Source organism: Streptomyces sp. MA5143a (assembly GCF_900290235.1).
GTDB lineage: Bacteria > Actinomycetota > Actinomycetes > Streptomycetales > Streptomycetaceae > Streptomyces.
The window spans coordinates 22,581-36,835 of record NZ_OLMK01000025.1; the positions used below are offsets into that span (position 1 = coordinate 22,581).

Genomic DNA, 14,255 nt, shown 5'->3' on the forward strand with positions numbered 1-14,255 from the left:
GCCCAGGCTGCCCCCTTGGCGAGAGGTGCCGCTTTTGCACCTATCCGTCCGTTCGGCAAGTGCGGTGATCGTATCACCGCAATGAGTCATGATGAGACGTCAAGATGCGGAATCCTTATGAAACTTGAGCGACAGCCGACAGTTACTGGCCCTGCGCTATTCGTAGTTGGTAAACCATCGCTCGCGACCATACTGCCGGAACCGCATTTCACCGGCGTCACGGGGTTCCTGTCCCCCGTCTCGCGCTGAATTGCCGCGCGTCAGCACAGCGCGGTGCGATGTGCGGAACGTCCTGTTCGACACACCTCACGAAGGCGCCAGGGTCCTAAGCGGAAGCGGGCGGCGGCGGGCCGACAAGCCTGCCGGTGGTCCCGTACCGTGCCCGCGTGGACCTCTTCTCACGTTCCTGGGCGGCGCTGCGCGCGGCGGTCGCCGAGTTGCCCGACGAGGACTTCGCCCGGCCCTCCGGGTGTGCCGGCTGGCTCGTCCGGGACCTCGTCTGCCATCTGGTCGTCGACGCGCAGGACGTACTGATCACCTTGGTGACGCCGGCCGACGCCGAGCCGACCGCGGACGCGGTGACCTACTGGAGTGTGACGCACGAACTCCCGTCCGGCGACGACCCGTTGGACGCGTTGATCGTCCGCCTCGCCGCCGCGTACGAGGAGCCGGGCCTGCTCAGGTTCCACCTCGACGACGTCGGCTCCGCCGCGGGCCGCGCCGCCGCGCTCGCCGACCCCGGCCTCCTGGTGAGCACCCAGGACAAGGTGCTCACCTCCGGCGACTACCTCACCGCGTACGTACTGGAGTGGACCCTGCACCACCTGGACCTGACGGCCCACCTGCCGGGCGTTCCGGGTCCGCCCGCCGAGGCCCTGGCCCACTCCCGCGCGATGCTGGAGCGGATCGCCGGGACAACGTTCCCCGCGTCGTTCACCGACGAGGACGTGCTGCTCGTGGGAACGGGGCGGCGGCGCCCCACGGAGGCGGAGGGGGCCGCGCTCGGGGAGCGCGCGGAACTGCTGCCGTTCGTGGTCGGTTGACGCGCCCGCCGGCCGCCCCCTCCCCGCCCAGGCTCGGCCCGGCGCACCGCCGCGGTCGGTCAGACGTAGCTCCAGCGCCAGGCGTTCGACTTGTACACGCACGTGATCCGGTCGCCGCCCTCGGTGGTGGTGACGGCGCCGTGGTCGCTGTTGCGGCAGAACTGCCCGGCCGATTGACATGCTCCTCGCCCTGAAGGGCGGGGATTCTGGCCTTCCTCGACTGGTTGCCGTGCCGCTATGAGGAACGGTTTCTGGTCGGGAGTCCGTGGCTTCCTGTTTCTTCGCGCTGTGCCGGGATTCCTCCCGGTCTTACCGGCGCTCCGCAGGCCGTTACCGCCAGTCCGGCGGCCGTCTTGATGTTGATCGCGGCGTTGGTGTCCCGGTCGTGGACGGTGCCGCAGGCGGTACAGGTCCATTCCCGGACGTCAAGGGGTTTGGGTCCGTCCACGGCGCCGCAGGTGGAACAGGTCTGGGAGGTCGGTGTGAACCGGCCGATCTTGACCAGGGTGCGCCCGTACCGCTCCGCTTTGTACTCCAGCATGTCGATGAACGACGACCAGCCCGCGTCGTGCACGGACTTGGCCAGCCTCGTGCGGGCCAGTCCCGCCACCGACAGGTCCTCCACGGCGATTCCTTGGTTCTCGGAGATCAGCTTCGTGGAGAGCTGGTGGTGGAACTCCCGGCGCGCGTCAGCGACCTCGGCGTGGGCGCGGGCGACCTTCAGGCGGGCCCTGGCCCGGTTCTTCGATCCCTTCTGCTTGCGGGACAGCTCCCGCTGGGCCTTCTTCAGCTTCTTCTCCGCGCGCCGCAGGAAGCGCGGGGAGTCGATCTTCGTGCCATCGGACAGGACCGCGAAGTGAGTGAGGCCGAGATCGATACCGACGGTGCGGTCGGTGTCGGGCATCCGGGCCGCGTCAACGGCGGGGTCGGTGTCGATGACGAAGGAGGCGAAAAATCTGTCGGCCGCGTCCTTGACGACCGTGACGGAAGTGGGGGCAGCGGGCAGGGGGCGTGACCACTTCACCTTCACCGCGCCGATCTTCGGCAGGTTCAGACGGCCACCGCCGGTGATGGTCCAGCGGGCGTTGGCGGTGAACCGGATCGACTGCCGGGCGTCCTTGCGGGACTTCAAGCGGGGCGCACCCAGTTTCGGACCCTTGCGGGCACCCTTGAGGGAAGCGAAGAAGTTACGGTACGCCCGCTCGGCGTCCCGCAGGGACTGCTGGAGCACCACCGCCGAGACCTCGCCCAGCCAGGACCGCTCCTTCGTCTGCTTCGCCTCGGTGATCAGCCTCCGGGACAGCTCACCGGCCGTCGGAAAGGGCAGCTCCGCCTTCCGGGCGTCCTCGCGGGCGCGGACCGCGTCGTTGAACACGACGCGGGCGCACCCGAACGCCCTGGCCAATGCGGCCTGCTGAGCGGCGTCGGGGTACAACCTGAAGGCGTACCGAAGCTGCATGACGATCACACTAGGCACGTCGAACCCACGTCGTCACCGGGAACATCTGAGCGACCCATCATCATCACGAGCAGGATCCGGCTCCGCCGGAACGCCACCGCGACGCTCCGCGTCCCGACCCCACGATTCGCTTCACCCCCGGCCCGAAGACCGGAGCACTGCGAAGGAACCCGGTAGTAGTTGCCGGAGTTGGAGACGATCGCGCATGTGCCAGCGGTGTCCTCGCCGCCGGAGCCGGAGCCCGTGCCGGAGTCCGTGTCGACGGCGGTCGGTGACGATGACCGTGGGGCGGGGCTTCGACTTGGCCTTGACCGTCTCGGTGACGGTCGGCGGGGCCCGGGGTGTCGCGGTGACGGTCGTCGCGGGCTTGACCTCGGCCTCGATCGGCTGCTGCCCGGCGTCCAAGGTGGACCCGGCGACCGAGCCCGCCACGAAGAGCGCCGGCGCTGCCCCGCCGATCCACACGACCACGCGATTGCCGAGGGGCCGTGCCCTGCCGCCGCGGTGTCGGCGGCAGGGGAATGGTGTACGGATTGGTTATCTCGCCCCCGAATGCCGCGGGTGGGGTGACCGTAGTGACCCACGGCGCGAGGTGAAGTGTCCATTCTGTGACCGCCCATCCGCGGCGCTTCCGCTCCATGGGGAAACCCCAGGTCTTCGACCTGGGGTTTCCTCGTGGTGTGGCCGGGTGGGCCGGTGCGTCAGCCCGGCAGGTCGTTCAGCCACCAGCGCTGGTTGAGGCCCGAGTTGGGCCACCAGACGCCCACGGAGGCGCCGTCGCTCGTGGACTGGCCGCCCACGTCGGCGAGTTGGCCGGTCGCCGCGTTGAGCAGGGTCCAGGAGCCGTCACCGGTGCTGGACAGGATCCACTGCGCGGCCGCGTCCCGCGTGCCCTCGTCGGCCTCGGCCGTCAGGTTGCCGCCGCGGATCGCCAGGCGCTTGCCGGCGGCCCCGTTGGTGATCGCGTACCGCGTGCGGTTGCTCGTCGCGCCGCTGCCGATCCGGTCCACGGTCCACTGCTGGGCCTTCGTACCGGGGTCGACGTTCTTGATGACGAGGCCCTTGCCGTCGCCCGCGACCGCGAGGTTCTTGCCGCTCTGCACACCGGTCAGGGTGTACGTCTCGTCGTCGCGCAGCTCCGCGCGGTCCTTCGCCACCCCGGAGACGCCGTTGACCAGGAAGGAGGTCACGGATTGGGCGGGCACGGTGATCGTGGCCTTCTTGCCCTTGACCCGGACCGCCTTCTTCTTCACCAGCTTGCCGGCGGCGTCCGTCACCACGGGCGTGACCGTCGCGCCGGAGGCGACCTTGCCGAACCTCGACAGGTCCAGGGTCACCGCGCGGGACTCGGTGGTGCTGTTGACGTGGACGACCGTCGCCTTCTCGCCCTTCTTCGCGACCGCCGCCGTGCTGGAGGTGTCGTTCGTCTTGATCAGACGGTCGCCCGGCTTGATGTAGTGCGTGAAGTTGCGGGCGGTGTCGAACTTGGTGTTCGTGTAGATCGGGCAGGACTTCAGGGTGTCCGTGGACTTGCAGGCGAAGGAGAGCTGGATGGAGCCCCAGTTGCCGCCCTTCGCGGACTCGCCGCCCGGCTTCATGTTGTCGTAGTCCTCGACCGGCTGCCAGAAGACCCAGGCCTTCGGCTCCAATTCGCGCAGGTCGTCGACCATGCGCTGGGCGAGGCCCAGACCGGGGCGCATGTCGGTGAAGCTCTGCCCGTCGCCCCAGTCGCCCTCGACCTCGCTCATCCACAGCGGCTTGTCGGCGGCCTTGGCGAGGTCGCGGACGGTGGTGCGCTGGCTGGTGCCGTAGGTGTGGACGTTCATCTGGCCGACGAGGTCACGGACCTCCTGCGGGTAGGAGTTCCAGTTCGTGGCGAACTTGCCGGGGTTGGTCTCGTCCATCGCGGATATCTCCGCCTTGGTACGGGACTTGTCCAGGACCGGGCCGAGGGCGCGCAGCACCTTCTGCTGGAGCTCGGGGCCCATGTGGGCGCCCTCCTGGCGGCCTCCGGTGGGCTGCCCGTCCTCACCGAGCTTGGTGCCCCAGTAGTCGGTGTTCGGCTCGTTGAACGGGTCGAGGGTGTCGACCTTGATGCCGTGCGCCTTCTCCAGCCGCTCGGTGGCGCCGACCAGGTACTTGGCGAAGTCCTCGACCGACTCCTCCTTCAGCTGGTCCTTCGAGGAGTCGAAGCCGCCGGAGACATAGCCGCTGACCGTCATGAACCACGGCGGCGAGTTGCTGAACGCCTCCCAGTGCGTGATGTCCTTCTTGATGCGGTCCACCCACCAGCGCTGGGTGGCGTCGGCCTTCTTGTTCCAGTCGGCCGGGTCGTCGGCGTTCCACCAGTCGACGTCCTCGCGGGTGGTGCCCGCAGGCGCCTTCCACCAGCCCTCGACGGCGCCGCCGGCCCGCAGGTAGTCCTTGACGTCGGGGGCGTTGCCGCCGCCGATGTTGTAGCGGGCGATGTTCAGGTTGAGGCCCTTGTCACCGAAGAGGAGCTGCGCGAGCTTCTCGCGGATCTTCGGGGGGTAGTCGCCGGTGGCGTTGGCGAACCACACCAGGCTGGTGCCCCAGCCCTCGAAGCTGTCGCCCTTGTACGAGGGGTCCGGCCGGACGGTGACCGACGCGGCGGCAGGTTCGGCGTGCGCCAACGGCAGTGAGGTGGTGGCCATGACGGTCCCGGTCGCCAGGGCCGTCACGCCGATGGCCCCGAGGAGCCGTCTCGTGCGGGTGCGGTGTGCCATCTCGAGTAACTCCAACTCTTCCACGTGCCGCGCGTCCCGGCGCGACGCGAGAGATCGGGGCCCGCTGGTGCGGTTCGGTGCGGTTCGCGGTGCTCTCGTATGGTTGGTGACAGGTGATGTTTACGTAAACATTCCTCGGCGCGATGTCTACACTGTCCGAATCTCGGTGGTCAAGGGAGTCGCTGTGGACCAGCGGAATCGCCGAGCGGCGCGCGGACGGGGACCTGGGGGACAAGGTGGACACAGCTGACCGGGAGAGCGCGGCGGCGCCGGGCCGCGGGAGCGGGACGGGAGCGGGGCCCGCGCCCCGTGCCCGGGGGCGGGGCGCCCGGCCCCGGCAGGGCCCCTCCATGGGCGACGTCGCCCGGCTCGCGGGCGTCTCCGCGCAGACGGTGTCCCGTGTGTCCAACGGGTTCGCCGGCGTCACCGAGGAGACCCGCCGCCAGGTGCTGGACGCGATGCGGGAGCTGGACTACCGGCCCAACAGCGCCGCCCGCGCCCTGCGGCGCGGGGAGTTCCGCACCCTCGGCGTGATCACCTTCTCGCTGTCCACGCTCGGCAACATCCGTACCCTCGACGCGATCGCCACCTCCGCCGCGCGCGAGGGGTACGCCGTCACCCTGCTGCCGGTCGCGGTGCCCACGCAGGACGAGGTGAACGGCGCCTTCTCCCGGCTGGGGGAGCTCGCCGTGGACGCGGTGATCGTCATCATGGAGACCCATCTGCTCGACGCGGCGACCGTCTCGCTGCCGCCCGGCATCCCGGTCGTGGTGGCCGACTCCGACGCCGGAGACCGGTACACCGTCGTCGACACCGACCAGGCGGGCGGGGCACGGGACGCCGTACGGCATCTGCTGGACCTCGGACACGGGACCGTGTGGCATCTGGCGGGGCCGGAGGACTCCTTCGCCGCCCAGCGCCGGGCGAACGCCTGGCACGCCACCCTCGCCGAGGCCGGGCTGGTGCCGCCGCCCCCGGTGCGGGGCGACTGGTCGGCGGAGTCCGGCTACCGGGCGGGGCTCCTGCTCGCCGAACAGCCGGACTGCACGGCGGTGTTCGCGGCGAACGACCAGATGGCGCTGGGGCTGCTGCGGGCCCTGCACGAGCGGGGCCGGACGGTGCCGGACGAGGTCAGCGTCGTCGGGTTCGACGACATCCCCGAGTCGGCGTCGTTCCTGCCGCCCCTGACCACCATCCACCAGGACTTCGCCGAGGTGGGGCGCCTGTGCGTCGAGGGCGTGCTCGCCGGCATGCGACGGCCCACCCCCGAGCCCGGCACCACGCTCGTCCCGACCCGGCTCGTGTCCCGCCGCAGCACGGCCCCGCCGCCGGGCCACTGAACGAAAATACTTTTCGATTTCCCGCATTCAACATTTCTGCCGACCAAGTATCCGGAATTCAACGACACCGATAATCCCAGCAGACTTTTATTCCCCTGAATGCCGGATACCGCACCCCGGACGCCACTCGTTGAAGATGCGTGACTTGGCAGGATACGTACGGCGGTATGGAGACCCAGCACATCTGGCTCCCCGACCCGAGGACCCCGTCCGACGACTGGGAGCACGACGAGGAGTCGACCCAGATGTCGATGCCGGCGTCCGTGCCGGTGTCGGTGCCGGTGGCGATGCCCAGGCAGGTACAGGTGCCGTCCCCGAGCCGGCCCGTCAGCAGACGGAGACCACGGCCGGGGGCGCACATCTTTTCCGGCAATCCAAGAAGCTTCACCGTCGCTTTTCTGGTTTTCACCATCACGGTGTGCGCGGCGACGATGCTCTCCTGGTCCATCTCTTATTCGTACAACCAGTTACACGGCATCGCCCTGCTGGTGGTCTCGGAAAGATTCGCGCAATGGTGGCCCCTGACGGTGTACGGGCCGTGGCTGGTCGCGGGCCTCTCCATCCTGCGGGCGTCGGTGCAGCACCGGACGGCCCGACGGTCCTGGGCCGTGATGCTGCTGTCGTCGGGCACGGCGGTGGCGCTGTGCATCGGACAGACCCCGGGGTCGGTGCTCGCGATGGTCGTGGTGGGGATCCCGCCGATCACCGCACTGGTCTGCTTCCGGGAGCTGGTCGGCCAGTTCTCCTCCCGGTCCGGACCACGGCACGCCGCCGACACCGTCGGCGGGCCGAAGCAGCCGTGACGAAAAACCCCAGGTCGTGGACCTGGGGTTTCGTCGTGTTCGGGTGTCCCTGACCGAGGGAGCGGCCGGGTCAGGCGCCCACGTACGCGGCCAGGTGTTCGCCGGTGAGGGTGGAGCGCGCGGCGACCAGGTCGGCGGGGGTGCCCTCGAAGACGACGCGGCCACCGTCGTGTCCGGCGCCGGGGCCGAGGTCGATGATCCAGTCGGCGTGGGCCATGACCGCCTGGTGGTGCTCGATGACGATCACGGACTTCCCGGAGTCGACGAGCCGGTCCAGCAGACCCAGCAGTTGCTCGACGTCGGCGAGGTGGAGACCTGTGGTCGGCTCGTCGAGGACGTAGACGCCGCCCTTGTCGGCCATGTGGACGGCCAGCTTGAGGCGCTGCCGCTCACCGCCGGAGAGCGTGGTGAGCGGCTGGCCGAGGGTGAGGTACCCGAGGCCGACGTCCGCCATCCGGCGCAGGATCCGGTGCGCGGCCGGGGTGTGGGCCTCGCCGCCGCCGAAGAACTCCTCGGCCTCGCTGACCGGCATCGCGAGCACCTCGCTGATGTCGCGGCCGCCGAAGCGGTACTCCAGCACCGACGCGTCGAACCGCTTGCCCTCGCAGTCCTCGCACGGGGTGGCCACGCTCTGCATGATCGCGAGGTCGGTGTAGATGACTCCGGCGCCGTTGCAGGTGGGGCAGGCGCCCTCGGAGTTGGCGCTGAACAGGGCGGGCTTGACGCCGTTGGCCTTGGCGAACGCCTTGCGGATCGGGTCGAGGAGCCCGGTGTAGGTGGCCGGGTTGCTGCGGCGGGAGCCGCGGATCGGGGTCTGGTCGACGGAGACCACGCCCTCGGGGGCCGGGATGGAGCCGTGGATCAGCGAACTCTTGCCGGAGCCGGCGACTCCGGTGACGACGCAGAGCACACCGAGCGGGACGTCCACGTCGACGTCCTGGAGGTTGTTCGCCGTCGCGCCGCGGATCTCCAGGTGGCCGGTGGCCTCGCGGACGGTGTCCTTCAGCTTCGCCCGGTCGTCGAGGTGGCGGCCGGTGACGGTGTCGCTGCCCCGCAGGCCCTCGACGGTGCCCTCGAAGCAGACGGTGCCGCCCGCCGTGCCGGCGCCGGGGCCGAGGTCGACGACATGGTCGGCGATGGCGATGGTCTCCGGCTTGTGCTCCACGACGAGCACCGTGTTGCCCTTGTCGCGCAGCCGCAGCAGCAGCTTGTTCATGCGCTCGATGTCGTGGGGGTGCAGGCCGACGGTGGGCTCGTCGAAGACGTAGGTGACGTCGGTGAGCGAGGAGCCGAGGTGGCGGATCATCTTGGTCCGCTGGGCCTCGCCGCCGGAGAGCGTGCCGGAGGCCCGGTCGAGGGAGAGGTAGCCGAGGCCGATCTCCACGAACGAGTCGAGGGTGTGGCGGAGCTTGGCGAGCAGCGGCGCCACCGACGGCTCGTCCAGGGCGCGGACCCACTCGGCGAGGTCGCGTATCTCCATCGCGCACGCGTCGGCGATGTTGAGCTTCCCGATCCGTGAGGACCGGGCCAGTTCGCTGAGGCGGGTGCCGTCGCACTCGGGGCAGCGGGCGAAGGTGACCGCCCGGTCCACGAAGGCCCGGATGTGCGGCTGCATCGACTCGCGGTCCTTCGACAGGAACGACTTCTGAAGCTTCGGGATCAGCCCCTCGTAGGTGAGGTTGACGCCGTTGATCTTCACCTTGGTGGGTTCGCGGTACAGGAAGTCGTACCGCTCCTTCTTGGTGTACTCGCGGATCGGCTTCTCCTTGTCGAAGAAGCCGGACTCCGTGATGACCCGGACGACCCAGCCGTCCCCGGTGTAGGTGGGGATGGTGAACGGGTCCTCGGAGAGCGACTTGGAGTCGTCGAACAGCTGGGCGAGGTCGATGTCGGAGACCGAGCCCCGGCCCTCGCAGTGCGTGCACATGCCGCCGGTGCGGCTGAAGGTGACCTTCTCGGTCTTGGTCTTGTCCGCGCCCCGGTCGATCGTCATGCCGCCGCTCGCCGAGACGGAGGCGACGTTGAAGGAGTACGCGGCGGGCGGGCCGATGTGCGGGTCGCCGAGCCGGCTGAAGAGGATCCGGAGCATCGCGCTGGCGTCGGTGGCGGTGCCGACGGTGGAGCGGGGGTCGGAGCCCATCCGCTGCTGGTCCACGGTGATGGCCGTCGTCAGCCCGTCGAGCACGTCGACCTCGGGGCGGGCCAGATTGGGCATGAAGCCCTGGAGGAAGGCGCTGTACGTCTCGTTGATCAGCCGCTGCGACTCGGCGGCGATGGTGTCGAAGACCAGTGAGCTCTTGCCCGAGCCGGAGACCCCGGTGAACACCGTCAGCCGGCGCTTCGGGATCTCGATGCTGACGTCCTTGAGGTTGTTCTCACGGGCGCCGTGCACACGGATCAGATCGTGGCTGTCCGCCGTGTGCGGCTCGGGCGGCTGCGGGTCCGTCCTCTTGACCGTGCTCATCGTGTCTCCATCTGTCGCGCGACGCGGTACGGATCGGGTGTGTCGTGGGAGGGCGTGGCAGCCGGCCGGTGGGGCGACCGACGGGGGCGGCGACCGGCCGACGAGCCGGCCGTGGAGGGCAGCCGGCTCGATCTAACCAGGTCACCGGCGGTGCGTCCGGTGGTTTCGCGGACGGGTCAGCGGACCTCGTTGATCCGGATCAGGTTGCCCGAGGGGTCACGGAAGGCGCAGTCGCGGACGCCGTACGGCTGCTCCGTCGGCTTCTGGACGACCTCGGCGCCGCTCGCCTGCACCCGGTCGAAGGTGTCGTCGAGGTCGGGGGTGGCCAGGGTGAGACGGGCGTAGCTGCCCTTCGCCATCAGCTCGGTGATGGCGCGGCGGTCGTCGTCGGTGAGGGAGGGGTCGGCCGCCGGCGGTTCCAGGACGATCGACGTGCCGGGCTGGCCGACCGGACCGACGGTGATCCACCGCATGGCCTCGTAGCCGACGTCGTTGCGCACCTCGAAGCCGAGGGTGTCCCGGTAGAAGGCCAGCGAGGCCTCCGGGTCGGTGTGCGGGAGGAAGGTCCAGTGAATGGTGATGTCCATGGCCGTAACGCTAGGCGCGGCCCCGGCGGGAGCGCTTCTCGAATCCTGACCGGTTGGGCCGTGCGCGGGTCGCCCGCCGGGACGATCCGCGGCGGGGCGCGCGGAGGGGCGGCGCCCCGGCGTCCGGGTGCCGTTGTCAGTGGCCGGGTCTAGTCTCCGGACGACCGACCGTTCGCTCCTTCCAGGAGGACCCATGGCCTCGCGACTCAACCCGTATCTCCACTTCGGCGGCGACGCCCGGCAGGCGCTGGAGTTCTACCAGGAGGTGTTCGGCGGGGAACTGGTGCTCAACACGTACGGCTCGTTCGGGCAGGGGGAGGGCCCACAGGCCGACATGATCATGCACGGCATGCTGGAGACGCCGAGCGGCTTCACCCTGATGGGCGCGGACTCCCCGACCGACACGGAGAGCGCCCCCCTGTTCACCTACTCGGTGAGCGTGACCGGCGACGACGAGGCCGAGCTGCGCGGCTACTGGGAGAAGCTCTCCGCCGGCGGCCAGGTGACCGCTCCGCTCGACAAGCAGGTGTGGGGCGACATCTTCGGCATGTGCACGGACCGCTTCGGCGTCCCCTGGATGGTCAACATCAGCGAGCCGCAGGGCTGAGGGGACCGGGCCCCGGGCTCGCCGTGTGGCGCCGGGCGGCGTACGGCGCCGGGCGGCGTACGGCGCCGGGCGGCGTACGGCGCCGGGCGGGGGCTCAGCCGAACATGCCCGGCTGGTAGTCGCCCGCGGGCTGCTGGACGATCACATTGACGCGGTTGTACGCGTTGATCAGGGCGATCAGACCCACCAGGGCGGCGAGCTGGTCCTCGTCGTAGTGCTTGGCGGCGTTCTCCCACACCTCGTCGGGGACGCCGCCGGCCGCGTCGGCGATCCGGGTGGCCTGCTCCGCCAGCTCCAGGGCGGCGCGCTCGGCGTCGGTGAACACCGTCGCCTCCCGCCAGGTCGCCACGAGGTGAAGGCGCTGCGCGCTCTCCCCCGCGTGCGCGGCGTCCTTGGTGTGCATGTCGGTGCAGAATCCGCAGTCGTTGATCTGGCTGGCCCGGATCTTCACCAGCTCCTGGGTCGCGTGCGGCAGCGTCGAGTCCAGCAGGGCCTTGCCCGCCGCGTTGAGGTGCTTGAAGACCTTGCTGGCCAGCGGGTTGGCGAAGAGGTTCAGGCGAGCTTCCATCGTGCGCTCCTCGGTCGTCGTGGCGTTCACACCTCATCGACGGGGCGGCCCGACGAGACGTGACACGACACGGCGTGACGCCCGTCACAGCGGCCGGCCGGAAGGTCCCTCGGACGGCAAGTGCCGTACGGCAGGCGCCGGTTACCGTGAAGCCGCCTCCGTCGGAGGACGGAGCGGGCAGGCCGGGGGGAACATGCGGGGGGAAGCACGGTGGGCCGTCCAGCGGGGTGTGCGGCGGCGGTGGGAGCGCGGGAGGGCAGTGGCCGCGGCCAGGCCCCTGGTCCTGGACATCGGGCTCGCCCTGCTGGTCCAGGCGGCGATGACGATGCCGTTCGTGGTGCCGCGCCCGCCCGAGCTGGAGCCGGCGAGCTGGCCGGCGTACGGGCTGACCACGCTCACCGTGCTCCCGCTGGTGTGGCGGCGGCGCGCTCCCTTCGCCGTCCTGCTGGCCGTCCTCGCGACGAGCGCCCTGTACCGGCTGACCCTGGACGGCCCCGGCCAACCGCTGCCGTACACCGGGCTGGTGATCGTCCACACGGTCGCCGCGCAGTCGTCGGCGCTCAAACGGCTGGCCACCGGGCATCTGCTGCTGGTCGCCGTTCCGGTCGGGGTGTGGCTCAACTCCCGCTCCCTGCGCGAACTCACCTTCTCGTTCTTCGTGTTCGCGGCGGCCTATGTCTTCGGCAGGCTGACCGACGCCCGTCGGCGCGACCGACGTGTCGAGGCCGAGCGGGCCGCGGCACGCGAACGCGCCCGTATCGCCCGCGAGATGCACGACATCCTCTCCCACGCGGTGAGCCTGATGATCGTCCAGGCGGAGGCCGGGCCCGTGGCGGTACGGACGGCACCGGAGCGCGCCGAGGCCGCGTTCGACGCCATCTCCGCGACCGGGCGCGACGCCATGGTCCAACTCCGGCAGATGCTGGGCGTGTTGCGCCAGGGAGACGAGCCCGGCGGGGCGTCGCCCCGCGAGCCGCAGCCCGGCCTCGACGAGCTACCGGCCCTCCTCGACCGGATCCGGGCCGGCGGACTCCGCGTCGAGTACGGCACGCGCGGGCGGAAGCGGCCCCTGCCGGAGGCGACGGCGGCGACCGTCTTCCGGATCGTCCAGGAGGCCCTCACGAACACGGTCCGGCACGCGGCGGCCCGTACGGTGACCGTACGACTCACCTACGGGGAACGGGACTTGGACATCGAAGTGACGGACGACGGCCGGGGCCCGCGGATCGCCCCCGGCGGCCGACAGGGACGGGCGTACGGCGGCGTGGAGACCGGGGCCGGTGGTGGACGGGGGCCGGGGTACGGCCGTGTCGAGACTGGGTCCGGCGACGGGCAGGTACCGGGGCAGAGCCGCGTGGAGACCGGGTCCCACGGCGGGCGCGAACCGGGGCAGAGCCACGTGGAGACCGAGGTCGGCGACAGGCGCGAACCGGGGCAGAGCCGCGTGGAGACCGGGTCCGGGAGTGGACAGGGACGGGGGTACGGCCGCGTGGAGACCGGGGCCGGTGGTGGACAGGGACGAGGGCAGAACCGGGTGGTGGCGGGGGCCGGTGGTGGGCACGGGCTCGTCGGGATCCGGGAGCGGGCGGCGGCGCACGGCGGTACGGCGGAGGCCGGACCGGGGCCCGGCGGCCGGGGGTTCCGGGTGCGGGTCCGGGTCCCCTTGGTCCCGGCCGCGGAGCCTGCGGCGAGGGTCGCGCGATGACGATCCGGGTGGTCGTGGCCGACGACCAGGAGCTGGTGCGCAGCGGGTTCGCGATGATCCTCGACGCCCAGCCGGACATCGAGGTGGTCGCCGAGGCAGGGGACGGCGCCGAGGCCGTCGAGGCGGTACGCCGGCACGCACCCGACGTGGCACTGCTCGACATCCGCATGCCCCGCCTGGACGGCATCGAGGCGTGCCGGGCGATCAGCGGACTCGACGGGGACGGCCCCGCGGCCGCGTCCCGCGCGGTCGGCCCGGACGGCCCGGCGGGAGCGGACGGCCCGGCGGGAGCGGACCACCCGGACGGCCCTTCCGCCGCGTCCCGCCCGGACCGCCCGCGCCCCCGCTGCCGGACGGTCATGCTGACGACCTTCGACTCCGACGAGTACGTGTACGAGGCGCTGCACGCGGGGGCGAGCGGGTTCCTGTTGAAGGACGTCCGCCGGGACGACCTGGCGCACGCCGTGCGGGTGGTGGCGCGGGGCGACTCGCTGCTCGCGCCGTCCGTGGCCCGGCGTCTGGTGGAGCAGTACACGCGGCCCGCCGCATCCCGGTCCCGGCGCCCCGACCCCCGGCTGGAGGCGCTGACCGGACGGGAGCGGCAGACCCTGCTGCTGCTCGCGCGCGGTCTGTCGAACGCGGAGATCGCCGCCGAGCTGGTCGTCAGCGACCACACGGTCAAGACGCACGTCGGCAACGTCCTCGCCAAGCTGGGGCTGCGGGACCGTATCCAGGCGGTCATCTGCGCGTACGAGACGGGCCTCGTCACAGCGGGCGACACGGCGCCCGGACTCTTCGGGACTCCCCCGCCCGGGGGACCGTAGGGCGGGGTTCCTCCCCCGCGTCGGCGAGGAACCCGCCCCGCGAAGACCGCCTGTGCGGGCGATCCCCGGTAAGCCGCTGGTCAGCAGGATGGAGCCGTCTTGAACCAC

At 70.9% G+C, this 14,255-nt stretch carries 12 protein-coding genes; 6 read left to right on the forward strand and 6 right to left on the reverse strand.

Going from position 1 to position 14,255, the window contains the following annotated elements:
- Nucleotides 1-386 precede the first annotated feature (386 nt).
- Nucleotides 387-1,043 (forward strand): maleylpyruvate isomerase N-terminal domain-containing protein, encoded by a 657-nt coding sequence (locus SMA5143A_RS11455; RefSeq protein ID WP_107462908.1) that lies wholly within the window; start codon nt 387-389, stop codon nt 1,041-1,043.
- A 235-nt stretch (nt 1,044-1,278) separates the two neighbouring features.
- On the opposite strand, the gene SMA5143A_RS11460 is transcribed toward SMA5143A_RS11455, so the two are convergent.
- The 3 genes from SMA5143A_RS11460 to SMA5143A_RS11470 all read right to left on the reverse strand — a co-directional run bounded on the left by SMA5143A_RS11460 (nt 1,279) and on the right by SMA5143A_RS11470 (nt 5,249).
- Nucleotides 1,279-2,502: an RNA-guided endonuclease InsQ/TnpB family protein gene (locus tag SMA5143A_RS11460; RefSeq protein WP_107462909.1), complete on the reverse strand. Its 1,224-nt coding sequence runs from the start codon at nt 2,500-2,502 to the stop codon at nt 1,279-1,281.
- 132 nt (nt 2,503-2,634) lie between these two features.
- Entirely contained in the window at nt 2,635-2,973 is a 339-nt protein-coding gene (locus SMA5143A_RS11465; RefSeq protein WP_107462840.1) for a hypothetical protein, read from the reverse strand.
- 230 nt (nt 2,974-3,203) lie between these two features.
- A complete protein-coding gene (locus tag SMA5143A_RS11470) occupies nt 3,204-5,249 on the reverse strand; it encodes an RICIN domain-containing protein (protein WP_107462842.1) in 2,046 nt (681 codons plus the stop codon).
- Nucleotides 5,250-5,599: 350 nt separating this feature from the next.
- On the opposite strand from SMA5143A_RS11470, the gene SMA5143A_RS11475 reads away from it, so the two are divergent.
- Both SMA5143A_RS11475 and SMA5143A_RS11480 read left to right on the forward strand, forming a co-directional pair.
- On the forward strand, nt 5,600-6,589 hold the full coding sequence (locus tag SMA5143A_RS11475; RefSeq protein WP_107462844.1) for a LacI family DNA-binding transcriptional regulator: 990 nt from the start codon (nt 5,600-5,602) through the stop codon (nt 6,587-6,589).
- A gap of 140 nt (nt 6,590-6,729) precedes the next feature.
- Nucleotides 6,730-7,392: a DUF2637 domain-containing protein gene (locus SMA5143A_RS11480; RefSeq protein ID WP_258193472.1), complete on the forward strand. Its 663-nt coding sequence runs from the start codon at nt 6,730-6,732 to the stop codon at nt 7,390-7,392.
- 70 nt (nt 7,393-7,462) lie between these two features.
- Here the strand turns inward: SMA5143A_RS11480 and SMA5143A_RS11485 are convergent, their stop codons facing one another.
- Nucleotides 7,463-9,856, reverse strand: a complete 2,394-nt coding sequence (locus SMA5143A_RS11485) for an ATP-binding cassette domain-containing protein (protein ID WP_099966770.1) — start codon at nt 9,854-9,856, stop codon at nt 7,463-7,465.
- Nucleotides 9,857-10,032: 176 nt separating this feature from the next.
- Nucleotides 10,033-10,443, reverse strand: a complete 411-nt coding sequence (locus tag SMA5143A_RS11490; protein ID WP_099966769.1) for a VOC family protein — start codon at nt 10,441-10,443, stop codon at nt 10,033-10,035.
- Nucleotides 10,444-10,636: 193 nt separating this feature from the next.
- Between SMA5143A_RS11490 and SMA5143A_RS11495 the strand changes: the two genes are divergently transcribed.
- Complete coding sequence (locus SMA5143A_RS11495; RefSeq protein WP_107462847.1) at nt 10,637-11,050, forward strand: VOC family protein; 414 nt, start codon at nt 10,637-10,639, stop codon at nt 11,048-11,050.
- Nucleotides 11,051-11,144: 94 nt separating this feature from the next.
- On the opposite strand, the gene SMA5143A_RS11500 is transcribed toward SMA5143A_RS11495, so the two are convergent.
- A complete protein-coding gene (locus SMA5143A_RS11500; protein ID WP_107462910.1) occupies nt 11,145-11,618 on the reverse strand; it encodes a carboxymuconolactone decarboxylase family protein in 474 nt (157 codons plus the stop codon).
- A 259-nt stretch (nt 11,619-11,877) separates the two neighbouring features.
- On the opposite strand from SMA5143A_RS11500, the gene SMA5143A_RS11505 reads away from it, so the two are divergent.
- Together SMA5143A_RS11505 and SMA5143A_RS11515 are read left to right on the forward strand one after the other, a co-directional pair.
- A complete protein-coding gene (locus SMA5143A_RS11505) occupies nt 11,878-13,323 on the forward strand; it encodes a sensor histidine kinase (protein WP_258193473.1) in 1,446 nt (481 codons plus the stop codon).
- Nucleotides 13,320-14,147 carry a response regulator gene (locus SMA5143A_RS11515; protein WP_107462849.1) on the forward strand — a complete coding sequence of 276 codons (828 nt, stop codon included), beginning with the start codon at nt 13,320-13,322 and terminating at the stop codon, nt 14,145-14,147. The genes SMA5143A_RS11505 and SMA5143A_RS11515 overlap by 4 nt, the downstream gene beginning before the upstream one ends.
- The last annotated feature ends 108 nt before the right edge of the window (nt 14,148-14,255 follow it).

Bases quoted from the DNA above. Each gene is read 5' to 3' on its own strand.
- SMA5143A_RS11485 (WP_099966770.1), bottom strand. From the start codon at position 9,856: ATGAGCACGGTCAAGAGGACGGACCCGCAGCCGCCCGAGCCGCACACG.
- SMA5143A_RS11460 (WP_107462909.1), bottom strand. From the start codon at position 2,502: ATGCAGCTTCGGTACGCCTTCAGGTTGTACCCCGACGCCGCTCAGCAG.
- SMA5143A_RS11475 (WP_107462844.1), top strand. From the start codon at position 5,600: ATGGGCGACGTCGCCCGGCTCGCGGGCGTCTCCGCGCAGACGGTGTCC.
- SMA5143A_RS11500 (WP_107462910.1), bottom strand. From the start codon at position 11,618: ATGGAAGCTCGCCTGAACCTCTTCGCCAACCCGCTGGCCAGCAAGGTC.
- SMA5143A_RS11470 (WP_107462842.1), bottom strand. From the start codon at position 5,249: ATGGCACACCGCACCCGCACGAGACGGCTCCTCGGGGCCATCGGCGTG.
- SMA5143A_RS11490 (WP_099966769.1), bottom strand. From the start codon at position 10,443: ATGGACATCACCATTCACTGGACCTTCCTCCCGCACACCGACCCGGAG.
- SMA5143A_RS11515 (WP_107462849.1), top strand. From the start codon at position 13,320: ATGACGATCCGGGTGGTCGTGGCCGACGACCAGGAGCTGGTGCGCAGC.
- SMA5143A_RS11495 (WP_107462847.1), top strand. From the start codon at position 10,637: ATGGCCTCGCGACTCAACCCGTATCTCCACTTCGGCGGCGACGCCCGG.